Below are 16,566 nucleotides of genomic sequence, written 5' to 3' on the forward strand. Positions count from 1 at the left end.
GAAAAATGAAAATGAGCGTCATGGACAGCACCACACCCACCCCCGGCCACGAGCCCATCCCGGTGAACCGGTTCGCCCTGTTCTCCGAAACCCTCCTGGCGGGGGTGCTGGTGCTGGTGCTGTCCATCCCGCTCGTCACCATTCCCGCCGCCTACGCGGCCGGAACCGCCCACCTGGAGCGGCACCTCGCCGGCCGGGACGACTCCGTCCGGGGCCTGTGGAACCTCTTCAAGGCTGCCCTGCCGGGCAGCTGGAAACTCGGAATCACGACGGCGGCAGCCGGCGTCGTGATTGTCCTTAACCTTCTGCTCGCATGGGTTGGGCAACTTCCCGGCAGCCAGGTTGTGCTGCCCGCCACCCTCATCCTCGCCGCGGCCGGCGCCATCCTGCTGCTGCGCACCGCGGCCGCCTGGTCCGACGCCACCGGCTCCGGGAGCGGAGGCAAGGACACCTGGCGGGCCGCCCTGGATGCCGGCAAGTCCGTCTCCCTGCGCGACTGGACCGGCTCCCTGCTGCTGGCCGCCGCCCTGTTCTGCGCGGTGGTGTTCGTTTGGATGCTCGCAGCGTTGTTTGTCGTGGTGCCGGGAACCCTGCTCCTCGCTGCCGCCGCAGTCAAAATACGCTCCAGCCGCCAAGGCTGACCGTGCCTGCCGACCCCGCGCGCTCCGGCCTGTCCCTCCGCCCTACCGAAACCCCGCCCCGGTGGTACCACCCGCTGACCCAGCACAACTACCGGCTTTTCCTCGGCCTGCAGCTGGCAGGCAGCCTGGGTGTATGGATGCAGCGGCTGGCACAGGACTGGCTGGTGCTGCAGCTGTCCGGAAGCCCCGCTGCCGTGGGAGTGGCCGTGGCCCTGCAGTTCCTTCCCATGCTCGTCGTGGGCCCGCTCGCCGGGCTGGTGGTGGACGTGTTTCCCAAGCGCCGGATCATGATGGTGTGCCAGTCCGTCATTGTGCTGCTGGGCGTGGGCCTGGCGGCCTGGGCTGCCAGCGGCACCATTACCGTGGCGGTGGTCTACGCCAGCTGCGTCGCGCTGGGCGTCACCGCTGCCGTTGACCAGCCCACCCGGCAGGTCTTCGTGAATGAAGTGGTGGGCGACGCCGCCCTCCGTCCCGCCATCGGACTCAACAATGCCTTGTCCCAGCTGGGGGCCATGGCCGGTCCGGCGCTGGGAGGTGTCCTGATTGCGCATGCCGGCCCGCCGGCAGCTTTTGCCGCCAACGCGGTGATCGGCATTCTCGTCCTGGGGCTGATCGGTGCCATCCGGGCCCGCGAACTCCATCCAAGCACGCCTGCGGAGCGGGGGCGCGGGCAGGTACTGGCCGGCTTCCGGTACGTCAGGGAAAGACCCCGCCTGCTGCTGCTCATCCTCCTGGCCGGACTCCTCGGGGCCTTTGGCATGAACGGTCCGGTGGTTCTCGCCGCCTTCGCGGAGCGCGTGTGGCACAACGGGGTGGAAGGCTTCGGCCTGTTCAACACGGTCAGCGCCCTGGGCGCGCTGGCCGGAGCGCTCCTGGCGGCGCGGCTGGGCAGGATGGGCCGCAAGGGCATCGTGGCGGCCGCAGGTCTCTTTGGACTGTCCCAGCTGGTGGCCGCCGTCATGCCCACCCTGGTGCTGTTCGTGGCCATGCTGGCAGTAGTGGGAATTATGACGCTTCTGTTCCTGACCAGCGCGGCCACCGTGGTGCAGTTGGAGGCCGGTCCGGCTATCCGCGGCAGGGTCATGGCGCTGTACCTGCCGCTCCTGCTGGGCGGCCATGCGTTTGGCGGGCTGCTGGCGGGCTGGCTCACGGAGCAGTTCGGCGTGCGGACCGGCCTGGTGGTGACGGGGAGCCTGGGCATGCTCTCCGCGGCCGTCATCGGGGTGCTGCTGTGGTGGCATGGCCGGCGCCGGCAGGAAGCAGCCAGGCAGGCGTGAGGGCCGGCCGGCCCGCACCCCTCAGGAAGCGGGCAATTCGAAGGCTTCCGGCCCAGCCACGGCCCAGGACAGTCCCAGCTCGCTGAAGGTGGCGTGCTCCCGGCCCGCACGCTCCAGGGCCGCTTCGATGTCGATGACGACGGCGTGCGCGGTCCCGCCTTCGCCTTCCCACCGGATGGCGGCGGGATCGATGGGCGTGGGTGGCGGCGCCGTGCGAATGGCTTCGAGCACCAGCATGAAAGCGCCGCTGTCCACGAGCGGGCTGATGAGCGGCTCACCGCCGTTCCGGTGCGCGAGCAGGTTTTCGGTGAGGTCGTCGCGGCCGTACGCCTGCTCGGAGCGGCCTGACGGCGTCTCGACGCTGAGCCGGTCCTCCGTGTAGTGGAAGACAGCGGTCCCGGTGGAGCCCTGCAGGGTGATGTACGGCTCCACCGACTCAGCGGCGCAGACGGTCAGGGCGCAGGTGATGGGCAGGCCGGCGGCGGTCCGGATGCGGATCACTGATGTATCGTCCGATTCGATGTCGTTGGCCCGGTACAGTTCCGTCTCCACGGACGCCAGGTCCGCCGTGGTGCGCGCGCCCGCGATGCGCAAAGCCGTGGCCACGGCGTGCGCCAGCGGGTTGGTGGCAACACCGTCCACCACGTCCACGCCGTCGATGCTGCGCTTCCCGGCCCAGCGGGACCGCTTGTAGTAGGCCTTGTCCCGAACCCACCGGCCGGTGGCGGAAATGCCCTGCAGCGTTCCGATGGTGCCGGCCGCGAGGAGGTCCTCGATGGCCCTAAGCGCATGCGAGCCCAGGCTTTGGAAGCCGATCTGCACGCTCCGGCCTGAGGCCGCGGCGGCATCGCACAGGCGGCGGAAGTCGGCCAGGGACGCCACGGGAGGCTTTTCCAGGTAGAGGTCGGCGTCCGCGGCAAGTGCCGCCAGCGCCAGCGGCGCGTGGGACTGGATGGGCGTGGCCACGATGACCAGATCCAGCTGGTCCGTCCCGGCGAGCAGTTCGGCAAGGCCCGGGAAAACGGCTGACGACGGCGGCAGCGAGCCGGGCGCCGGTGGGGTGGGGTCGGCCACCGCCACGAGTTCGACGGCGGCGGCAGCCTGGAGGCGCTCAAGGTTCCGCAGGTGGTGGGCGCCGAAGCCGTGCACCCCCACGAGTGCCACCCGCGATGCGGTGCTGCTCGAAGCGCCCGCTGCGCTGGTAGCTTCAGTTGCGGTTCCCATGGTCCTCCAGTCTGTCCGGCAGGCGCCGGCGGCCTCGCGGATGCGCCGCCGCAAAGGCGGCGGCAAACGCTTTCCATCATTCAGTGTGCGGCATGAAGCGCGGCGAAGTCCAGAAGTGTAACGATTCAAAAAATGCCTTGACCCACTGTCGGCTTGGCGCTAGATTTTCGAGAAACCGATTACCAGCGTGATGCGGACCGCTTTCCGCTTCGCCTCTGCAACGATGGAGAAGAGAAGGGAGCCGTGCATGCTGTCCGGAACCTTGAGCGCCCGCGCCTATTCGTTCTTTGACACCCTGGCCTGGATTGCCTGCCTGAACCTGCTGTGGATCGCCTTCACCCTCCTGGGCGTGGGTGTCCTGGGTGCAGGACCCGCCACGGCCGCGGCGCAGATCCTGGTGCGGAAACGCGCCTCCGGAGAGGCCGCGCCCCTGCTGCGGAGTTTCGCCGCCGCGTACTTCCGGAACTTCGGCAGGGCCAACATCCTGGCCCTGCCGGTGTTGGCGGTGGCCGCGGTGCTTGTCCTGAACTGGAATTACTTTTCGGCCGGTGCGGGCGTGTTGCCGCAGCTGCTGGCGGCGGGGATCTTTGTATCGGCGATCTTCCTGGCCGGGGCCGCCTGCTACCTGTTTCCCATGTACGCCCGGTACGAGCTGCCGCTGGCCCGGTACCTGCTGATGTCCCCGCGCTTTGCCGTGCGCCACCTCGCGGGGACCGTTATCCTGCTGTTTGTTTCCGGCGCAGTGTTGTATGCCAGCAGCGTTCTCCCGGGGCTCATCCCGTTCTTCAGTGTTGGCGCCTGGCTCTTCCTCACGGGCTGGCTTTGCGACCGCTTCTTCACGGCAAATGACGAATCCGTCGCTGCGGCCGCGGGGCTGGATCCTGAAGTGCTGGACCGGCAACCCGTGCTGCGCGGGGCCTCTGCCGCCTGACCATCGCAGCCCGACCCGCCCTGCGTGGGGACGATGCTGCCCCAATGTGTGTGAAACGTATCAAAAAGGAGGGCCTGGGGCCCTTCTGAACCCCAACGAAGTGGAAAAGGAACAACCATGACCCGCAGGAACCTCACCCTGGCCGCCGCCGTCGTCACCGCTGCAGCCCTGTCCCTCACGGCCTGCAGCAGTGGGGAAGCGCCGGCCGCGGAGCTTACCTCCGTGTCCATCATGGCGCCCTTCCTGGAGGCGCAGCCGCCCAGCGCCGACGGCGCCGTCCAGAAGAAGCTGGAGGAGCTCACCGGCAAGGACGTCAACATCACCTGGGCACCGAACGCCTCCTACGAGGACAAGACCAATATCACCCTGGCGGGGTCGGACATCCCGCAGATCATGGTCATCCAGGGCAAGAGCCCCGGCTTCGTCAAGAACGCCAGGGCCGGTGCCTTCTGGGACCTGACCGGCAAGCTGGACAAGTACCCCAACCTCAAGACCACGTTCCCGGACATCCAGCAGAACGCCAGCGTCAACGGCAAGGTGTACGGGGTGTTCCGCGGCCGCTCTCCGATGCGTGCTGCCGTGATGTTCCGGCAGGACTGGCTCGACAAGCTGGGCCTTCAGCCGCCCAAGACCACGGAGGACCTCTACAAGGTGGCCAAGGCCTTCACCGAGCAGGACCCGGACGGCAACGGCCAGAACGACACCTGGGGCATCACCATTCCCAAGTGGGGGGCCCTGGGCACCAACAGCCCCTACGACCTCATCGAGGAGTGGTACGGCACGGGGAACCGGTGGACCGAGAAGGACGGAAAGCTCGTCCCAAGCTTCGAAACGGACGAGTTCCTGGAAGCCAACCGCTTCGTCAAGAAGATGGTGGACGAGAAACTGATCAACCCGGACTTCGCCACGTTCGACCCCACCAAGTGGAACGAGCCGTTCCTCAATGGCAAAGGCGGCATCATTGTCGACGTCGATTCCCGCGTGAGCGTCCTGATCAACCTGTTCAAGCAGGCGGACCCGAACAACTTCCAGAACAAGGTGGGCTTCGTGGGCAACCTCGAGGGGCCTGACGGCGAACTGCACGCCCACCCCACCGACGGCTACTCCGGCTTCCTGGCCATCCCCAAGTCCAGCGTCCGCACCGAAGCTGAGCTGGACAAGGTGCTGCAATTCCTGGACACCATGAACGGCAAGGACGTCGCAGTCCTGCTGAACAACGGCATCGAAAACGTCAACTTCACGGTGCAGGACGGCAAGGCCGCCACCATCAAGCCCGAAACCGCGGAAGGCAAGGCGGTCAGCACCGACATCAAGAGCTACGCACAGCTGGGCATGAACGTGGCCGGAAACAACTTCTACCCGGTCAAGCAGCCCACGGAGTACGAGCAGCAGGTCTTCGATAAGCGCACCACGGTGATGGCCGAAGACCTCAAGAGTGCCGTCTACAACCCCGCCGCCCCCTACGTGTCCGAAACCTACGTTGCCAAGGGTGCGCAACTGGACAACATCGTGGCCGACGCCCGGATCAAGTACCTCGCGGGCCAGATCGACGAGCAGGGCCTCAAGGACGCCATCCGGCTCTGGAACACCAGCGGCGGCGAAAAGGTCAAGGAAGAGATCAACAAGCTGTGGCAGGACAACAAATAAATGGCAGCCCCTGTCATTGAGGCCCGTGCCGGGGAGCAGGTTCGCAGGGGCGCGCCTGCTCCCCGGAACCGGGGCAAGTTCTCCGTCCACTTCGCGCACTACAAGTGGCTGTACCTGCTGCTGTTGCCGGGTGTGGTGTACTTCGCGGTGTTCCGCTACGCCCCGATGTACGGCGTCACCATTGCGTTCAAGGACTACGTCCCGTTCCTCGGAGTGAACGGCAGCCCCTGGGTGGGTTTCCAGAACTTCCAGGACTTCTTCTCCAACCCGGACTTCCCCCGGCTGCTGGGCAACACCCTGATCCTTGCATTCCTGAACCTGGGCATCGCCTTTCCGCTGACCATCATCCTGGCGCTGCTGCTCAACGAGGTCCGCTTGTCCGTCCTCAAGCGCACCGTCCAGACGCTCGTGTACATCCCGCACTTCTTGTCCTGGACCATCGTGGCGTCGCTGAGCTTCCTGATGTTCGCCCTGGACATCGGCCCGCTGTTCCAATTCCTGAACGGCGTGATGGGAACCCACATCGACTTTCTGTCCGACCCCGCCTGGTTCCGGCCACTGATCGTGCTGCAGGAAATCTGGAAGAACACCGGCTGGGGCACCATCATCTTCCTCGCGGCACTGGCCACGGTGGACCAGGACCAGTACGAGGCGGCGATTATCGACGGCGCCGGCCGGTTCCGGCGGGTCTGGCACATCACCCTCCCCGGGATCCGGTCCACCATCATCGTGATGCTGATCCTGGCCATCGGGCAGATGCTCAACACCGGGTTCGAGCAGATCTACCTGATGACCAACGCCCTGAACCGCGACGTGGCCGACGTTTTCGATACCTACGTCTACTTCGTGGGCATCACCCAGGGCGCCTACAGCTACTCAACCGCGGTGGGCCTGTTCAAATCCGTGGTGGGCATCGTTCTGATCTTCGGCACGAACTGGCTGGCCAAGCGATTCAACCAGAGCGGACTGTTCTAGCCATGAAAATCCACAACACCACCGGCGGCCGCATCTTCGACGCCGCCAACTACGTCTTCCTGTCGCTGCTGGGCATCGTCACCCTGCTGCCGTTCGTCTACGTCTTCGCCGGTTCCTTCGCCACGGAGGCCGAAATAACCAGCCGCGCGTTTTTCGTCTGGCCCGAACAGTTCACCCTGGGCGCCTACGAGTACATCTTCTCCACCCCGGCTTTCATTCGGGCGCTGGTCACCACGGTCCTGGTCACCGCCGTGGGCACGCTGGTCCAGCTGGCCTTCACGGTGACCATGGCCTACCCGCTGGCCAAGAAGACGCTGCGCGGACGCCAGGTCATCCTGTCCCTGGTGGTCTTCGCCATGGTTTTCTCCGGCGGCATGATCCCCACGTTCCTGCTGGTCAAGGACCTGGGCCTGCTGAACTCCTACTGGGCACTGGTCCTGCCGGCGGCCATCAACCCGTTCAGCCTGATCATCATCAAGAACTTCTTCCAGGAGCTCCCTGCCGAACTGGAAGAGTCCGCCAAGATGGACGGTGCCACCGAGATCGGCATCCTGTGGCGGATCCTGCTGCCGCTGTCCAAACCGGTCCTGGCCACCTTTGCCCTGTTCTATGCGGTGGGCATCTGGAACGACTTCATGTCACCCCTGCTGTACCTGTCCGACAACTCCAAGTGGACCCTGCAGATGTACCTGCGCCAGGTCACCGCCGCCTCGGACCTGCTGGGCACCGGCAACGTGGATCCGAACTACATCCCGCCGGAACAGGGCATCAAGTTCGCCGTGATCGTGGTGGCCACCCTGCCCATCCTCATCTTCTACCCCTTCCTGCAAAAGCACTTTGCCAAGGGCATGCTCATCGGCTCCGTCAAGGGCTGACCACGTATTCGAGGAGGAAGCGCATGAAAATCCTGCTGGCCGGAGATTCCACGGTGGCAAACTGCCCCACGTCCGAGTACCCGATGAGCGGCTGGGGAGCGCAGCTGGCGCCCCGCACCTACCGGTGGGGCACCGTGCACAACGTCGCCAAAGGGGGAGCGAGTACCGAATCCTTCCGGGACGAGGGGCTGTGGGCGGCCCTGCTGGGAATAGCGGGCCCGGATGACCTTGTCCTGATCCAGTTCGGCCACAACGACCAAAAAAGGCAGCACCTCGCGGCGCGCACGGGTTACGCAGCCAACCTGCGCACCATGGTGGGCGACGTGCGCTCGGCGGGCGCAACCCCGGTGCTGTGCACTTCGGTGGAGCGCCGGCATTTCCTGGACTCGCCGTCGTCGGGCGCTGCTGCCGGTGAAGCAGGACTGGAGGCGAGCCTTGACGACTATCCCGACGTGGTCCGCGAGCTCGGCCTGGAGCTGGCGGTCCCGGTCATCGACCTTAATGCCTGGACGCGGGAGCTCTACCTGCGGCTGGGGACGGAGGACTCCAAGGCGCTGTTCTGCCACTTCGAGCCGGGGGAGCACGCGCACTGGCCCGACGGGCTGGCCGACAATACGCACTTCTCACAGGAGGGCACCGCGCTGGTGGCAGGGGAGGTGGCGCGGCAGCTTGAACAGCTGGGCTACGGCCCGCAGCATCAGCTGGCGGGTACGACGGCGGGACGCGGCTAGGTGGGAAACGTCCTGTACCGCAACGCCCTGGCAGGCCCGGCGGACGTCGCCGCCTGGGTGGCCGAGGGGCCGCTTCGCCTGGGCAGCCACGCGGACGCCCTCGAACTCTCCGGCGCCCTGGATGATGCGGAATGTGGCGACCATGCGCACTGGACCTTCTGGTGCCCGGAGGAGTTCCCCGACCGCATCCGCATCAGCTGGGAGTTCCTGCCCCTTGCCGAGCCCGGCCTGGCCATGCTGTTCTTCGCTGCCTCCGGGCACGGGGGACTGGACCTCTTCAGCCCGGAGCTCGCGCCAAGGACGGGCTATTACCCGCAGTACCACTCCGGCGACATCGACGCCCTGCACGTCTCCTACTTCCGGCACAAGTACCGGTCCGAGCGCGCGTTCCGGACCTGCAACCTGCGCAAGAGTGCGGGATTCGACCTGGTTGCCCAGGGTGCCGACCCGCTGCCGCCGGCAGAAGACGCGGCGGACTTCTACCGGCTGGAGACGGTGAAGGACGGTTCGCGGGTTGCCTTCGCCATCAACGGGTTGCAGCTGTTCATGTGGGATGATCCCTCGGACAAGGTCCTGGGCGGCGGCCGGATCGGGTTCCGCCAGATGGCCCCCCTGCGGGCGGCGTACCGCAACCTGGTGGTGGAAGAGCTTTAACGCAGCGGCGGGCGGCCCGGATGGACCGCCCGCCGCTGTTACGCGGAAACTAGAGCCCCAGGAGGCGGTTGAGCAGGTTGGCCAGGCCGCTCAGTCCGGTCCCGCCGTCCAGGAGTCCGGTTACGGCGCAGAGGAGGTTTCCCACCAGCTTGCCCGCGCCGGACTGGGCCACGATGTCCAACACCACCTGGTTCAGATCGACGTTGAGGCCGAGGACGTCCAGGTGCAGCGGTCCGAGGACCAGGTTGACCACGTCGCAACCGCCCCCGGACGCCATGGTGTTGGGTGCAGCGGCCGCCGTGGTCGTCACCGTCTGGCTGACCGGAGTGGCCACACCCGCCAGGTCGGTGAAGGTGCCTTCAACCAGCCCCGTGACGGTCAGTTGGCCGTCCTGCACGTCGAATCCGGACGGGGTGAATGAACCCACGAAGGTACCCACGCCGTCGATGGTCTGGTTGATTGTTGCCGTGACATTGGCAACCTGTGAAGACGACTGGGAAGCCACGGTGGGAGCCGTAGGTGTGGCTGCCGTCGCAGGGCCTGCCATGCCAAAGAGCATGGCCCCGGACAGGGAAATAGCTGTGACTGTTGCTGAGACCTTGGTACGCATGTTGGTTTGTTCCTCTCAGCGCCGGATAACGGCGCATGAACCCCCCGGTGCTCCGCCCCCATAGGGAGCGCCGGCGGAACTGTTCCTTGCAGATGCAGCCCTGACGGGCCGCGACGCGCGGCGCTGGAAGGTGATCCAGGCCACTGGCACGCCGTCCAACCTAATAGTAAGCATGCTGATTAGTCAAACTGCCCGACGGTGCAGTTGCCGGCCGGTGCGCGCATCCGCAGGCGTTGGGGCAAGATAGGAAGGCACTAACTGCCCACTGGAGGGAGGCAGGGTTTGAAACCCATAATTGTCGACGGCGGCAAGGGAACTGTGGAGTTGCGTCCCGATGGCGTCATCCACTTGGTGTGGGAGCCGAGGGTCCGGATCGAGAAGGAGGACGCGCAGGCGGCGATGGCTGCGGTGAACCGGATCGCCGGGGGCGGCACCTATCCGATGCTCGTGGACATGGCCACAACCGAGAGCGTCAGCATCCAGGCCCGGTCGGTGTTCTCCATTCCGTGTGCGGCCAACCGCATTGCCCTGCTTGGGGCCAGCCCGGTGGACCGGATCCTCGCGAACTTCTTCCTGGGCGTCCATGTACCGCCATGTCCCACCCGCTTCTTCACCTCGCGGGACGACTCCATGAAATGGCTCCAGCAGACCGCGACCTGACCGCCGGCCCTGGCCGTCCCCCGGATACCGTCAGCCCTCGCCCGGTGTGGCGGTACTCTGCCGGACCACCAGTTCCGGCGTGAACACCACCGCGCGGTGGACGGGGTTCCTGGATTCGACTTCCTCCGAGAGCAGCTCGATGGCGGTGCGGCCCAGCAGTTCCGTTGGCTGGCGGATTGAGGACAGTGGAACGACGGCGGAGACGGCGAAGTCGATGTCGTCATACCCGATCAGTGCCACGTCCTCGGGGATCCGGAACGTGTGGGTCATGGTCAGGGACTGCATGACGCCAAGGGCCAGGAGGTCGTTGGCGCAGAAGATCCCGTCCGGCAGCTCCGCCCTGCCGCGTTCCACCAGCATGTCGCCCACGCTGCGTCCGGCAAGGACCGTCTGGCCCGCCGAATCGAGCACCTCGAGCGTGGCATCCGGTTCTTCCTTGACGGCCCGCTCGGCGCCTTGGAGGCGGTCCGCCACCTGCCGGATGGAGGTGGGCCCGCCCACGAAGGCGAGTCGGCGGCGGCCGGTGTCCAGCAGGTGCCGGGCGGCGAGGTACCCGCCGGCGTCGTCATCCACTGCCACGGAACTGAACTTCGACTCGTCGGCCAGCCGGTCCACCAGCACGGTGGGAACCCCGCGCTCGCGGAGGAGGTCCAGCCGCTCGGTGACGTCACCCACCGGGGAGATCAGCAGTCCCTGCACCCGCTGTTCCTGGAAGAGATCGATGTAGTTGGCCTCCCGGCCGGCATCATGGCCGCTGTCGCCCAGCAGGACCGCGCTGCCCTGCAGGGCGGCGGCATCCTCGGCCGCCCGCACCACGGAGGTAAAGAAGGGGTTCCCCACGTCCAGGACGATCAGGCCAATGGTGCGGGAGTGGCCCGCGCGGAGCTGGCGGGCGGCGTCGTTGCGGACAAAGCCGAGCTCATCGATGGCGCGGAGGACCCGTTCCTTGGTGCGCTGGGATACCCGGTCCGGGTAGTTCAGGACGTTCGACACGGTTCCCACGGCGACGCTCGCGTGGTTGGCCACGTCCTTGATGCTGGCTGTCCGATTCATGATTCTCCGCGCTTGCTCTGCCGGCTGCAGTAGTTTCCCGGGTGGGTACTAAAAGTTTCTGCCATTGCTTGACACCTGCTCAAATCCAAGAGTACGTTGAATCGTACCAATGAAACGATTCAAAACTTCGGAAGTTCAAATTCGGAAGTTTCAAAAGAGGAGTCCCGATGAGGGTGTGTTTCCGTTCCTCGGTCCAGCCTGCGCTGATCGACGAGTACCGGCGCCGGCACGCGGCCGTGTGGCCGGAGATGCTGCAGGCGCTCAAGGACGCCGGGTGGAACAACTACTCGCTGTTCCTGGCACCGGACGGGCTCCTGGTGGGTTACGTGGAGTGCGACGACTTCGACTCCGCCCGTGCCCGGATGGCATTGACGGAGGTCAACGCCCGGTGGCAGGCGGAAATGGCATCTCTGTTCGAAAACACAGAAGACCCAGGGCAGGCGCCCGACGAAGGGTTCCAGGTCCTCGAGGAAGTCTTCAACCTGGACAGCCAACTGGCAGCGGCCGGTTCCCACTAACAACAGCAGTACGCTCCAGCAGCGGGGCAGCAACCAGACCTTTAGACACCGGAAAGAACCATCATGAACGACGTAGCAACGGCGCTGGGCAGGCTCGAAGAGCTCGCCATCGAGGTCCCTTCGTGGGCCTATGGAAATTCAGGCACCCGGTTCAAGGTGTTCGGCACTCCCGGCACGCCGCGGACGGTCCAGGAGAAGCTGGCCGACGCCGCCAAGGTCCACGAGCTGACCGGCCTGGCTCCCACCGTGGCCCTGCATATCCCGTGGGACAAGGTTGAAGACTACGCCGCCCTGAAGGATTACGCGGCGGGCCTGGGCGTGGGCCTGGGCACCATCAACTCCAACACCTTCCAGGACGACGAGTACAAGTTCGGTTCCCTGACCTCGTCCAACGAGGCCGTCCGGCGCCGGGCCATCGACCACCACCTGGACTGCATCGAGATCATGCACGCCACAGGATCCAGGGACCTGAAGGTGTGGCTGGCAGACGGCACGAACTACCCGGGCCAGGACGACATGCGCGGCCGCCAGGACCGCCTGTCCGAGTCGCTGCAGGAGATCTACGCCGCGCTGGGGGATGATCAGCGGCTGGTGCTGGAGTACAAGTTCTTCGAGCCGGCTTTCTACCACACCGATGTTCCGGACTGGGGCACCTCCTACGCCCAGACCCTGGCGCTGGGGGAGAAGGCGTTCGTCTGCCTTGACACCGGGCACCACGCCCCGGGCACCAATATCGAGTTCATCGTGATGCAGCTGCTGCGCCTGGGCAAGCTGGGGTCCTTCGATTTCAACTCCCGCTTCTACGCCGACGACGACCTTATTGTGGGTGCCGCCGATCCGTTCCAGCTCTTCCGCATCATGCACGAGGTGATCAGGGGCGGCGGGTTCGGCAAGGATTCAGGCGTCGCTCTGATGCTGGACCAGTGCCACAACCTCGAGGAAAAGATCCCGGGCCAGATCCGCTCCGTGCTCAACGTGCAGGAAATGACCGCCCGCGCCCTGCTCGTGGACACCGCAGCCCTGAACGAGGCCCAGCGCGCCGGAGATGTCCTTGCGGCCAATGCCATTTTCAACGACGCGTTCTACACCGACGTCCGCCCGGTCCTGGCCGAGTGGCGTGAATCCCGCGGCCTGCCCGCGGACCCGATCGCTGCCTTCAAGGCCAGCGGCTACCAGAAGAAGATCAACGAGGACCGCGTGGGCGGCCAGCAAGCCGGATGGGGCGCCTGATTAGTGATGACGAACAAGACTGTTGAAGACCTGATTTCCCGTTCCAACCGCCTGGGTGCGGACAAGCGGAACACCAACTTCGCCGGCGGCAACACCTCGGCCAAGGGCATGGCAAAGGATCCCGTGACGGGCGAGGATGTCCAACTGCTGTGGGTCAAGGGCTCCGGCGGGGACCTCGGCACGTTGAAGGCCGGGAACCTGGCGGTCCTGCGGCTGGACCGGCTGAACGCGCTGAAGAACGTGTACCCGGGCGTCGAGCGCGAAGACGAGATGGTGGCTGCGTTCGATTACTGCCTGCACGGCAAGGGCGGCGCCGCCCCCTCCATTGACACTGCCATGCACGGGCTGGTGGACGCCGCGCATGTGGACCACCTGCACCCGGACTCCGGCATTGCCATTGCGACGGCGGCGGACGGCGAGGCGCTGACCACCAAGATCTTCGGTAACAAGGTGGTGTGGGTCCCCTGGCGCCGTCCCGGGTTCCAGCTGGGCCTGGACATCGCCGCGATCAAGGACGCCAACCCCCAGGCCATCGGCACCATCCTGGGCGGCCATGGCATTACGGCCTGGGGTGCCACCAGCGAAGAGGCGGAGCAGAACTCGCTGTGGATCATCGACCAAGCCGAGAAGTACATCCGCGAGAACGGCAAGGCCGAGCCCTTCGGGGCCACGCTGCCCGGCTACGGTGCCCTGCCGGAAGCCGAGCGACGCGCCAAGGCCGCAGCACTGGCACCGGTGATCCGCGGCCTGGCCTCCACGGACAAGCCGCAGCTGGGGCACTTCAGCGATGACGCCGTCGTCCTTGATTTCCTGGAATCCGCGGAGCATCCCCGCCTGGGCGCGCTGGGGACCTCCTGCCCGGACCACTTCCTGCGCACCAAGGTCAAGCCGCTGATCCTGGACCTGCCCGCGGACGCGTCCGTCGAGGACTGCATTGCGCGGCTGCAGGAGCTGCACGCGGATTACCGCGAGGACTACCAGGCGTACTACGACCGCCACGCAGATGCTGACAGCCCTGCCCTGCGCGGCGCTGATCCGGCCATCGTCCTGGTCCCGGGCGTGGGCATGTTCTCCTTCGGCAAGGACAAGCAGACCGCCCGGGTTGCCGGTGAGTTCTACCTCAACGCCATCAACGTGATGCGCGGTGCCGAGGCCATCTCCACCTACGCCCCGATCGAGGAATCCGAGAAGTTCCGGATCGAGTACTGGGCGCTGGAGGAGGCCAAGCTGGCCCGGATGCCCAAGGCGAAGTCGCACGCCACCCGGATCGCGCTGGTGACCGGTGCGGCCTCTGGGATCGGCAAGGCCATCGCCACCCGCCTCGCCGCGGAAGGCGCCTGCGTGGTCATCGCCGACCTGAACCTGGAAAACGCCCAGAAGGTCGCCGAGGAACTCGGCGGACCCGACGTCGCTGTAGGTGTCCAGGCCGACGTCACGGACGAAGCCCAGGTCGCGGCCGCGATGGACGCCGCCGTCCTGGCGTTCGGCGGCGTGGACCTGGTGGTCAACAACGCCGGCCTGTCCATCTCCAAGCCGCTGCTGGAAACCACCGAAAAGGACTGGGACCTGCAGCACAACGTCATGGCCAAGGGCTCGTTCCTGGTGGCGAAGGCCGCCGCGAAGGTCATGATCGCCCAGGGCCTGGGCGGGGACATCATCTACATCTCCTCCAAGAACTCCGTGTTCGCCGGCCCCAACAACATCGCCTACTCCGCCACCAAGGCGGACCAGGCCCACCAGGTCCGGCTGCTCGCCGCCGAACTGGGCGAGCACGGTATCCGCGTCAACGGCATCAACCCCGACGGCGTGGTCCGCGGGTCCGGCATCTTCGCCGGCGGCTGGGGCGCCAAGCGCGCCGCCGTGTACGGCGTGGACGAGGAAAAACTGGGCGAGTACTACGCCCAGCGCACCCTGCTCAAGCGCGAGGTCCTGCCCGAGCACGTCGCCAACGCCGCCGCCGTCCTCACCAGCAACGAACTGTCCCACACCACCGGCCTGCACATCCCCGTGGACGCCGGAGTGGCCGCAGCCTTCCTGCGGTGAGCGCCCAGGTTTCAGGTGCCGACGGCGGCGTGCCCACCCTGGGCGTGTTCGCCGCCGTCGACATCGGCGCCTCCTCCGGCCGGGTCATGCTGGGCCGGGTCACAGGAGCAGGTGTCCAGCTCGAGGTGGTGCACCGCTTCCCCAACGGGGTGGTGGAGCTCGACGGCGGCCTCCGCTGGGACTTCGACGCCCTGTTCGTGGAGGTGCTTGAGGGCCTCCGCGCAGCGGCTACGATCGCCGCGTTGCAGGGCGAAAAGATCGCCAGCATCGGCATCGACACCTGGGCCGTGGACTACGGGCTGGTGGACCGCTCGGGGACGCTGGTGGCCCAGCCCTTCAGCTACCGGGATGACCGCAGCCGTGCCGCCGTCGAACCCGTCCACCGGAAGCTGGACCCGGCACGCCTCTACCGGACCACGGGCCTACAGTTCCTGCAGTTCAACACCATCTACCAGCTGGCCACCGAGCAGGACCTGGACGGACTCCAGGCGCTGCTCATCCCGGACCTGATCGCGTTCCTCCTGACCGGTGTCCGCCGCACCGAGGCCACCAATGCCTCCACCACGGGCCTCTTCGACGCTGTGGCGGGGGAGTGGGCCACCGAATTCTTTGCCGCCCTCGGGCTGCGCAGGAACCTGTTCCCGCCGCTCATCCAGCCCGGGGAAACCTACGGGAACCTGCTGGCGGAGATCGCCACCGCCGTCGGGCTGCCCCGCGAAACCACCGTGGTGGCCGTGGGCTCCCACGACACCGCCTCGGCCGTCGCCGCCGTGCCTGCCACGGCAGGCGACGGCGGGGAGGACTTCGCCTACATCTCCTCGGGCACCTGGTCCCTGGTGGGCCTGGAGCTCAATCATCCGGTCCTCACCGAGGCCAGCCGCGAGGCGAACTTCACCAACGAACGCGGCGTGGACGGCACCATCCGCTACCTGCGCAACGTGGGGGGCCTCTGGCTTCTCAGTGAGTGCCAGCGCAGCTGGGCGCAGGAAGGGTTCCGGCCCGGGCTGACCGCACTGCTCACCGCCGCCGGAGCGCTGCCACCGGGCGGCCCCCAGATCAACCCGGACGATCCGTACTTCATTGCCCCGGACAACATGCCGGAGCGCATCCGCGCGGCTGTCCGCCGCACCGGCGACGTCCTGCCCAACGATCCCGCGGCCATCACCCGCTGCATCATGGACAGCCTCGCCACCGCGTACGCCAGGACCATCAGCGCCGCGGAATGCCTCGCCGGCCGTCGGGCGGACGTGGTGCACGTAGTGGGCGGTGGCTCGCAGAACACCCTGCTCTGCCAGCTCACCGCCAACGCAACAGGCAAACCCGTCATCGCCGGGCCGGTCGAAGCCACCGCACTGGGCAACGTCCTGGTCCAGGCCCGGGCCGCCGGTGCTGCCGCCGGCGGGCTGCCGCAGTTGCGCGCCATCATCGGTGCAGGAACCAGCCTCCGCCGGTACGAACCCTGGACCTGACCGCTTGCTGAACCTGCAGTAGGCTGCA

The 16,566-nt window shown here is 66.6% G+C and carries 16 protein-coding genes; 13 read left to right on the top strand and 3 right to left on the bottom strand.

What is annotated here, in order from left to right; all coding sequences use genetic code 11:
- Nucleotides 1–11: 11 nt before the first annotated feature.
- Together K4G53_RS12850 and K4G53_RS12855 are read left to right on the top strand one after the other, a co-directional pair.
- Nucleotides 12–641 carry a Poxvirus protein I5 gene (locus K4G53_RS12850; RefSeq protein WP_221386093.1) on the top strand — a complete coding sequence of 210 codons (630 nt, stop codon included), beginning with the start codon at nucleotides 12–14 and terminating at the stop codon, nucleotides 639–641.
- A 74-nt stretch (nucleotides 642–715) separates the two neighbouring features.
- On the top strand, nucleotides 716–1,918 hold the full coding sequence (locus K4G53_RS12855) for an MFS transporter (protein WP_260323667.1): 1,203 nt from the start codon (nucleotides 716–718) through the stop codon (nucleotides 1,916–1,918).
- Between the two features lie 21 nt (nucleotides 1,919–1,939).
- Here K4G53_RS12855 and K4G53_RS12860 read toward each other — a convergent pair whose 3' ends face one another.
- Nucleotides 1,940–3,142: a Gfo/Idh/MocA family protein gene (locus K4G53_RS12860; RefSeq protein WP_221386095.1), complete on the bottom strand. Its 1,203-nt coding sequence runs from the start codon at nucleotides 3,140–3,142 to the stop codon at nucleotides 1,940–1,942.
- A 247-nt stretch (nucleotides 3,143–3,389) separates the two neighbouring features.
- On the opposite strand from K4G53_RS12860, the gene K4G53_RS12865 reads away from it, so the two are divergent.
- From K4G53_RS12865 to K4G53_RS12890, 6 genes are all read left to right on the top strand, one after another.
- Nucleotides 3,390–4,073, top strand: coding sequence for a YesL family protein (locus K4G53_RS12865; protein WP_221386096.1), 684 nt, complete (start codon nucleotides 3,390–3,392; stop codon nucleotides 4,071–4,073).
- A gap of 117 nt (nucleotides 4,074–4,190) precedes the next feature.
- Nucleotides 4,191–5,720, top strand: coding sequence for an extracellular solute-binding protein (locus K4G53_RS12870; protein ID WP_221386097.1), 1,530 nt, complete (start codon nucleotides 4,191–4,193; stop codon nucleotides 5,718–5,720).
- Nucleotides 5,721–6,695 carry a sugar ABC transporter permease gene (locus K4G53_RS12875; RefSeq protein ID WP_221386098.1) on the top strand — a complete coding sequence of 325 codons (975 nt, stop codon included), beginning with the start codon at nucleotides 5,721–5,723 and terminating at the stop codon, nucleotides 6,693–6,695.
- 2 nt (nucleotides 6,696–6,697) lie between these two features.
- The gene (locus K4G53_RS12880; protein ID WP_221386099.1) at nucleotides 6,698–7,570 is read left to right on the top strand and encodes a carbohydrate ABC transporter permease; all 873 of its coding nucleotides are present in this window, start codon (nucleotides 6,698–6,700) and stop codon (nucleotides 7,568–7,570) included.
- A gap of 23 nt (nucleotides 7,571–7,593) precedes the next feature.
- Entirely contained in the window at nucleotides 7,594–8,301 is a 708-nt protein-coding gene (locus tag K4G53_RS12885; RefSeq protein ID WP_221386100.1) for a rhamnogalacturonan acetylesterase, read from the top strand.
- Entirely contained in the window at nucleotides 8,302–8,955 is a 654-nt protein-coding gene (locus tag K4G53_RS12890) for a DUF1961 family protein (RefSeq protein WP_221386101.1), read from the top strand.
- Nucleotides 8,956–9,004: 49 nt separating this feature from the next.
- On the opposite strand, the gene K4G53_RS12895 is transcribed toward K4G53_RS12890, so the two are convergent.
- Nucleotides 9,005–9,565 (bottom strand): ABC transporter substrate-binding protein, encoded by a 561-nt coding sequence (locus tag K4G53_RS12895; RefSeq protein WP_221386102.1) that lies wholly within the window; start codon nucleotides 9,563–9,565, stop codon nucleotides 9,005–9,007.
- A 282-nt stretch (nucleotides 9,566–9,847) separates the two neighbouring features.
- Between K4G53_RS12895 and K4G53_RS12900 the strand changes: the two genes are divergently transcribed.
- Nucleotides 9,848–10,225, top strand: coding sequence for an STAS/SEC14 domain-containing protein (locus K4G53_RS12900; protein WP_221386103.1), 378 nt, complete (start codon nucleotides 9,848–9,850; stop codon nucleotides 10,223–10,225).
- A gap of 30 nt (nucleotides 10,226–10,255) precedes the next feature.
- On the opposite strand, the gene K4G53_RS12905 is transcribed toward K4G53_RS12900, so the two are convergent.
- Nucleotides 10,256–11,278: a LacI family DNA-binding transcriptional regulator gene (locus K4G53_RS12905; RefSeq protein ID WP_221386104.1), complete on the bottom strand. Its 1,023-nt coding sequence runs from the start codon at nucleotides 11,276–11,278 to the stop codon at nucleotides 10,256–10,258.
- Nucleotides 11,279–11,445: 167 nt separating this feature from the next.
- Here K4G53_RS12905 and K4G53_RS12910 point away from each other — a divergent pair, with 167 nt between their 5' ends.
- From K4G53_RS12910 to K4G53_RS12925, 4 genes are all read left to right on the top strand, one after another.
- Entirely contained in the window at nucleotides 11,446–11,796 is a 351-nt protein-coding gene (locus K4G53_RS12910; protein WP_221386105.1) for an L-rhamnose mutarotase, read from the top strand.
- A 63-nt stretch (nucleotides 11,797–11,859) separates the two neighbouring features.
- Nucleotides 11,860–13,026 (top strand): L-rhamnose isomerase, encoded by a 1,167-nt coding sequence (gene rhaI, locus K4G53_RS12915; protein WP_221386106.1) that lies wholly within the window; start codon nucleotides 11,860–11,862, stop codon nucleotides 13,024–13,026.
- Nucleotides 13,027–13,032: 6 nt separating this feature from the next.
- Entirely contained in the window at nucleotides 13,033–15,069 is a 2,037-nt protein-coding gene (locus K4G53_RS12920) for a bifunctional aldolase/short-chain dehydrogenase (RefSeq protein WP_221386107.1), read from the top strand.
- Nucleotides 15,066–16,538, top strand: coding sequence for a rhamnulokinase family protein (locus K4G53_RS12925; RefSeq protein WP_308287879.1), 1,473 nt, complete (start codon nucleotides 15,066–15,068; stop codon nucleotides 16,536–16,538). The genes K4G53_RS12920 and K4G53_RS12925 overlap by 4 nt, the downstream gene beginning before the upstream one ends.
- Nucleotides 16,539–16,566: the final 28 nt, after the last annotated feature.

The organism is Arthrobacter sp. MAHUQ-56, assembly GCF_019710585.1.
Taxonomy (GTDB): Bacteria; Actinomycetota; Actinomycetes; order Actinomycetales; family Micrococcaceae; genus Arthrobacter.

Coding starts and splice junctions, on each gene's coding strand:
- K4G53_RS12850 (WP_221386093.1), top strand. CDS start 12: ATGAGCGTCATGGACAGCACCACACCCACCCCCGGCCACGAGCCCATC.
- K4G53_RS12860 (WP_221386095.1), bottom strand. CDS start 3,142: ATGGGAACCGCAACTGAAGCTACCAGCGCAGCGGGCGCTTCGAGCAGC.
- K4G53_RS12865 (WP_221386096.1), top strand. CDS start 3,390: ATGCTGTCCGGAACCTTGAGCGCCCGCGCCTATTCGTTCTTTGACACC.
- K4G53_RS12870 (WP_221386097.1), top strand. CDS start 4,191: ATGACCCGCAGGAACCTCACCCTGGCCGCCGCCGTCGTCACCGCTGCA.
- K4G53_RS12875 (WP_221386098.1), top strand. CDS start 5,721: ATGGCAGCCCCTGTCATTGAGGCCCGTGCCGGGGAGCAGGTTCGCAGG.
- K4G53_RS12880 (WP_221386099.1), top strand. CDS start 6,698: ATGAAAATCCACAACACCACCGGCGGCCGCATCTTCGACGCCGCCAAC.
- K4G53_RS12885 (WP_221386100.1), top strand. CDS start 7,594: ATGAAAATCCTGCTGGCCGGAGATTCCACGGTGGCAAACTGCCCCACG.
- K4G53_RS12895 (WP_221386102.1), bottom strand. CDS start 9,565: ATGCGTACCAAGGTCTCAGCAACAGTCACAGCTATTTCCCTGTCCGGG.
- K4G53_RS12905 (WP_221386104.1), bottom strand. CDS start 11,278: ATGAATCGGACAGCCAGCATCAAGGACGTGGCCAACCACGCGAGCGTC.
- K4G53_RS12910 (WP_221386105.1), top strand. CDS start 11,446: ATGAGGGTGTGTTTCCGTTCCTCGGTCCAGCCTGCGCTGATCGACGAG.
- rhaI (WP_221386106.1), top strand. CDS start 11,860: ATGAACGACGTAGCAACGGCGCTGGGCAGGCTCGAAGAGCTCGCCATC.
- K4G53_RS12920 (WP_221386107.1), top strand. CDS start 13,033: ATGACGAACAAGACTGTTGAAGACCTGATTTCCCGTTCCAACCGCCTG.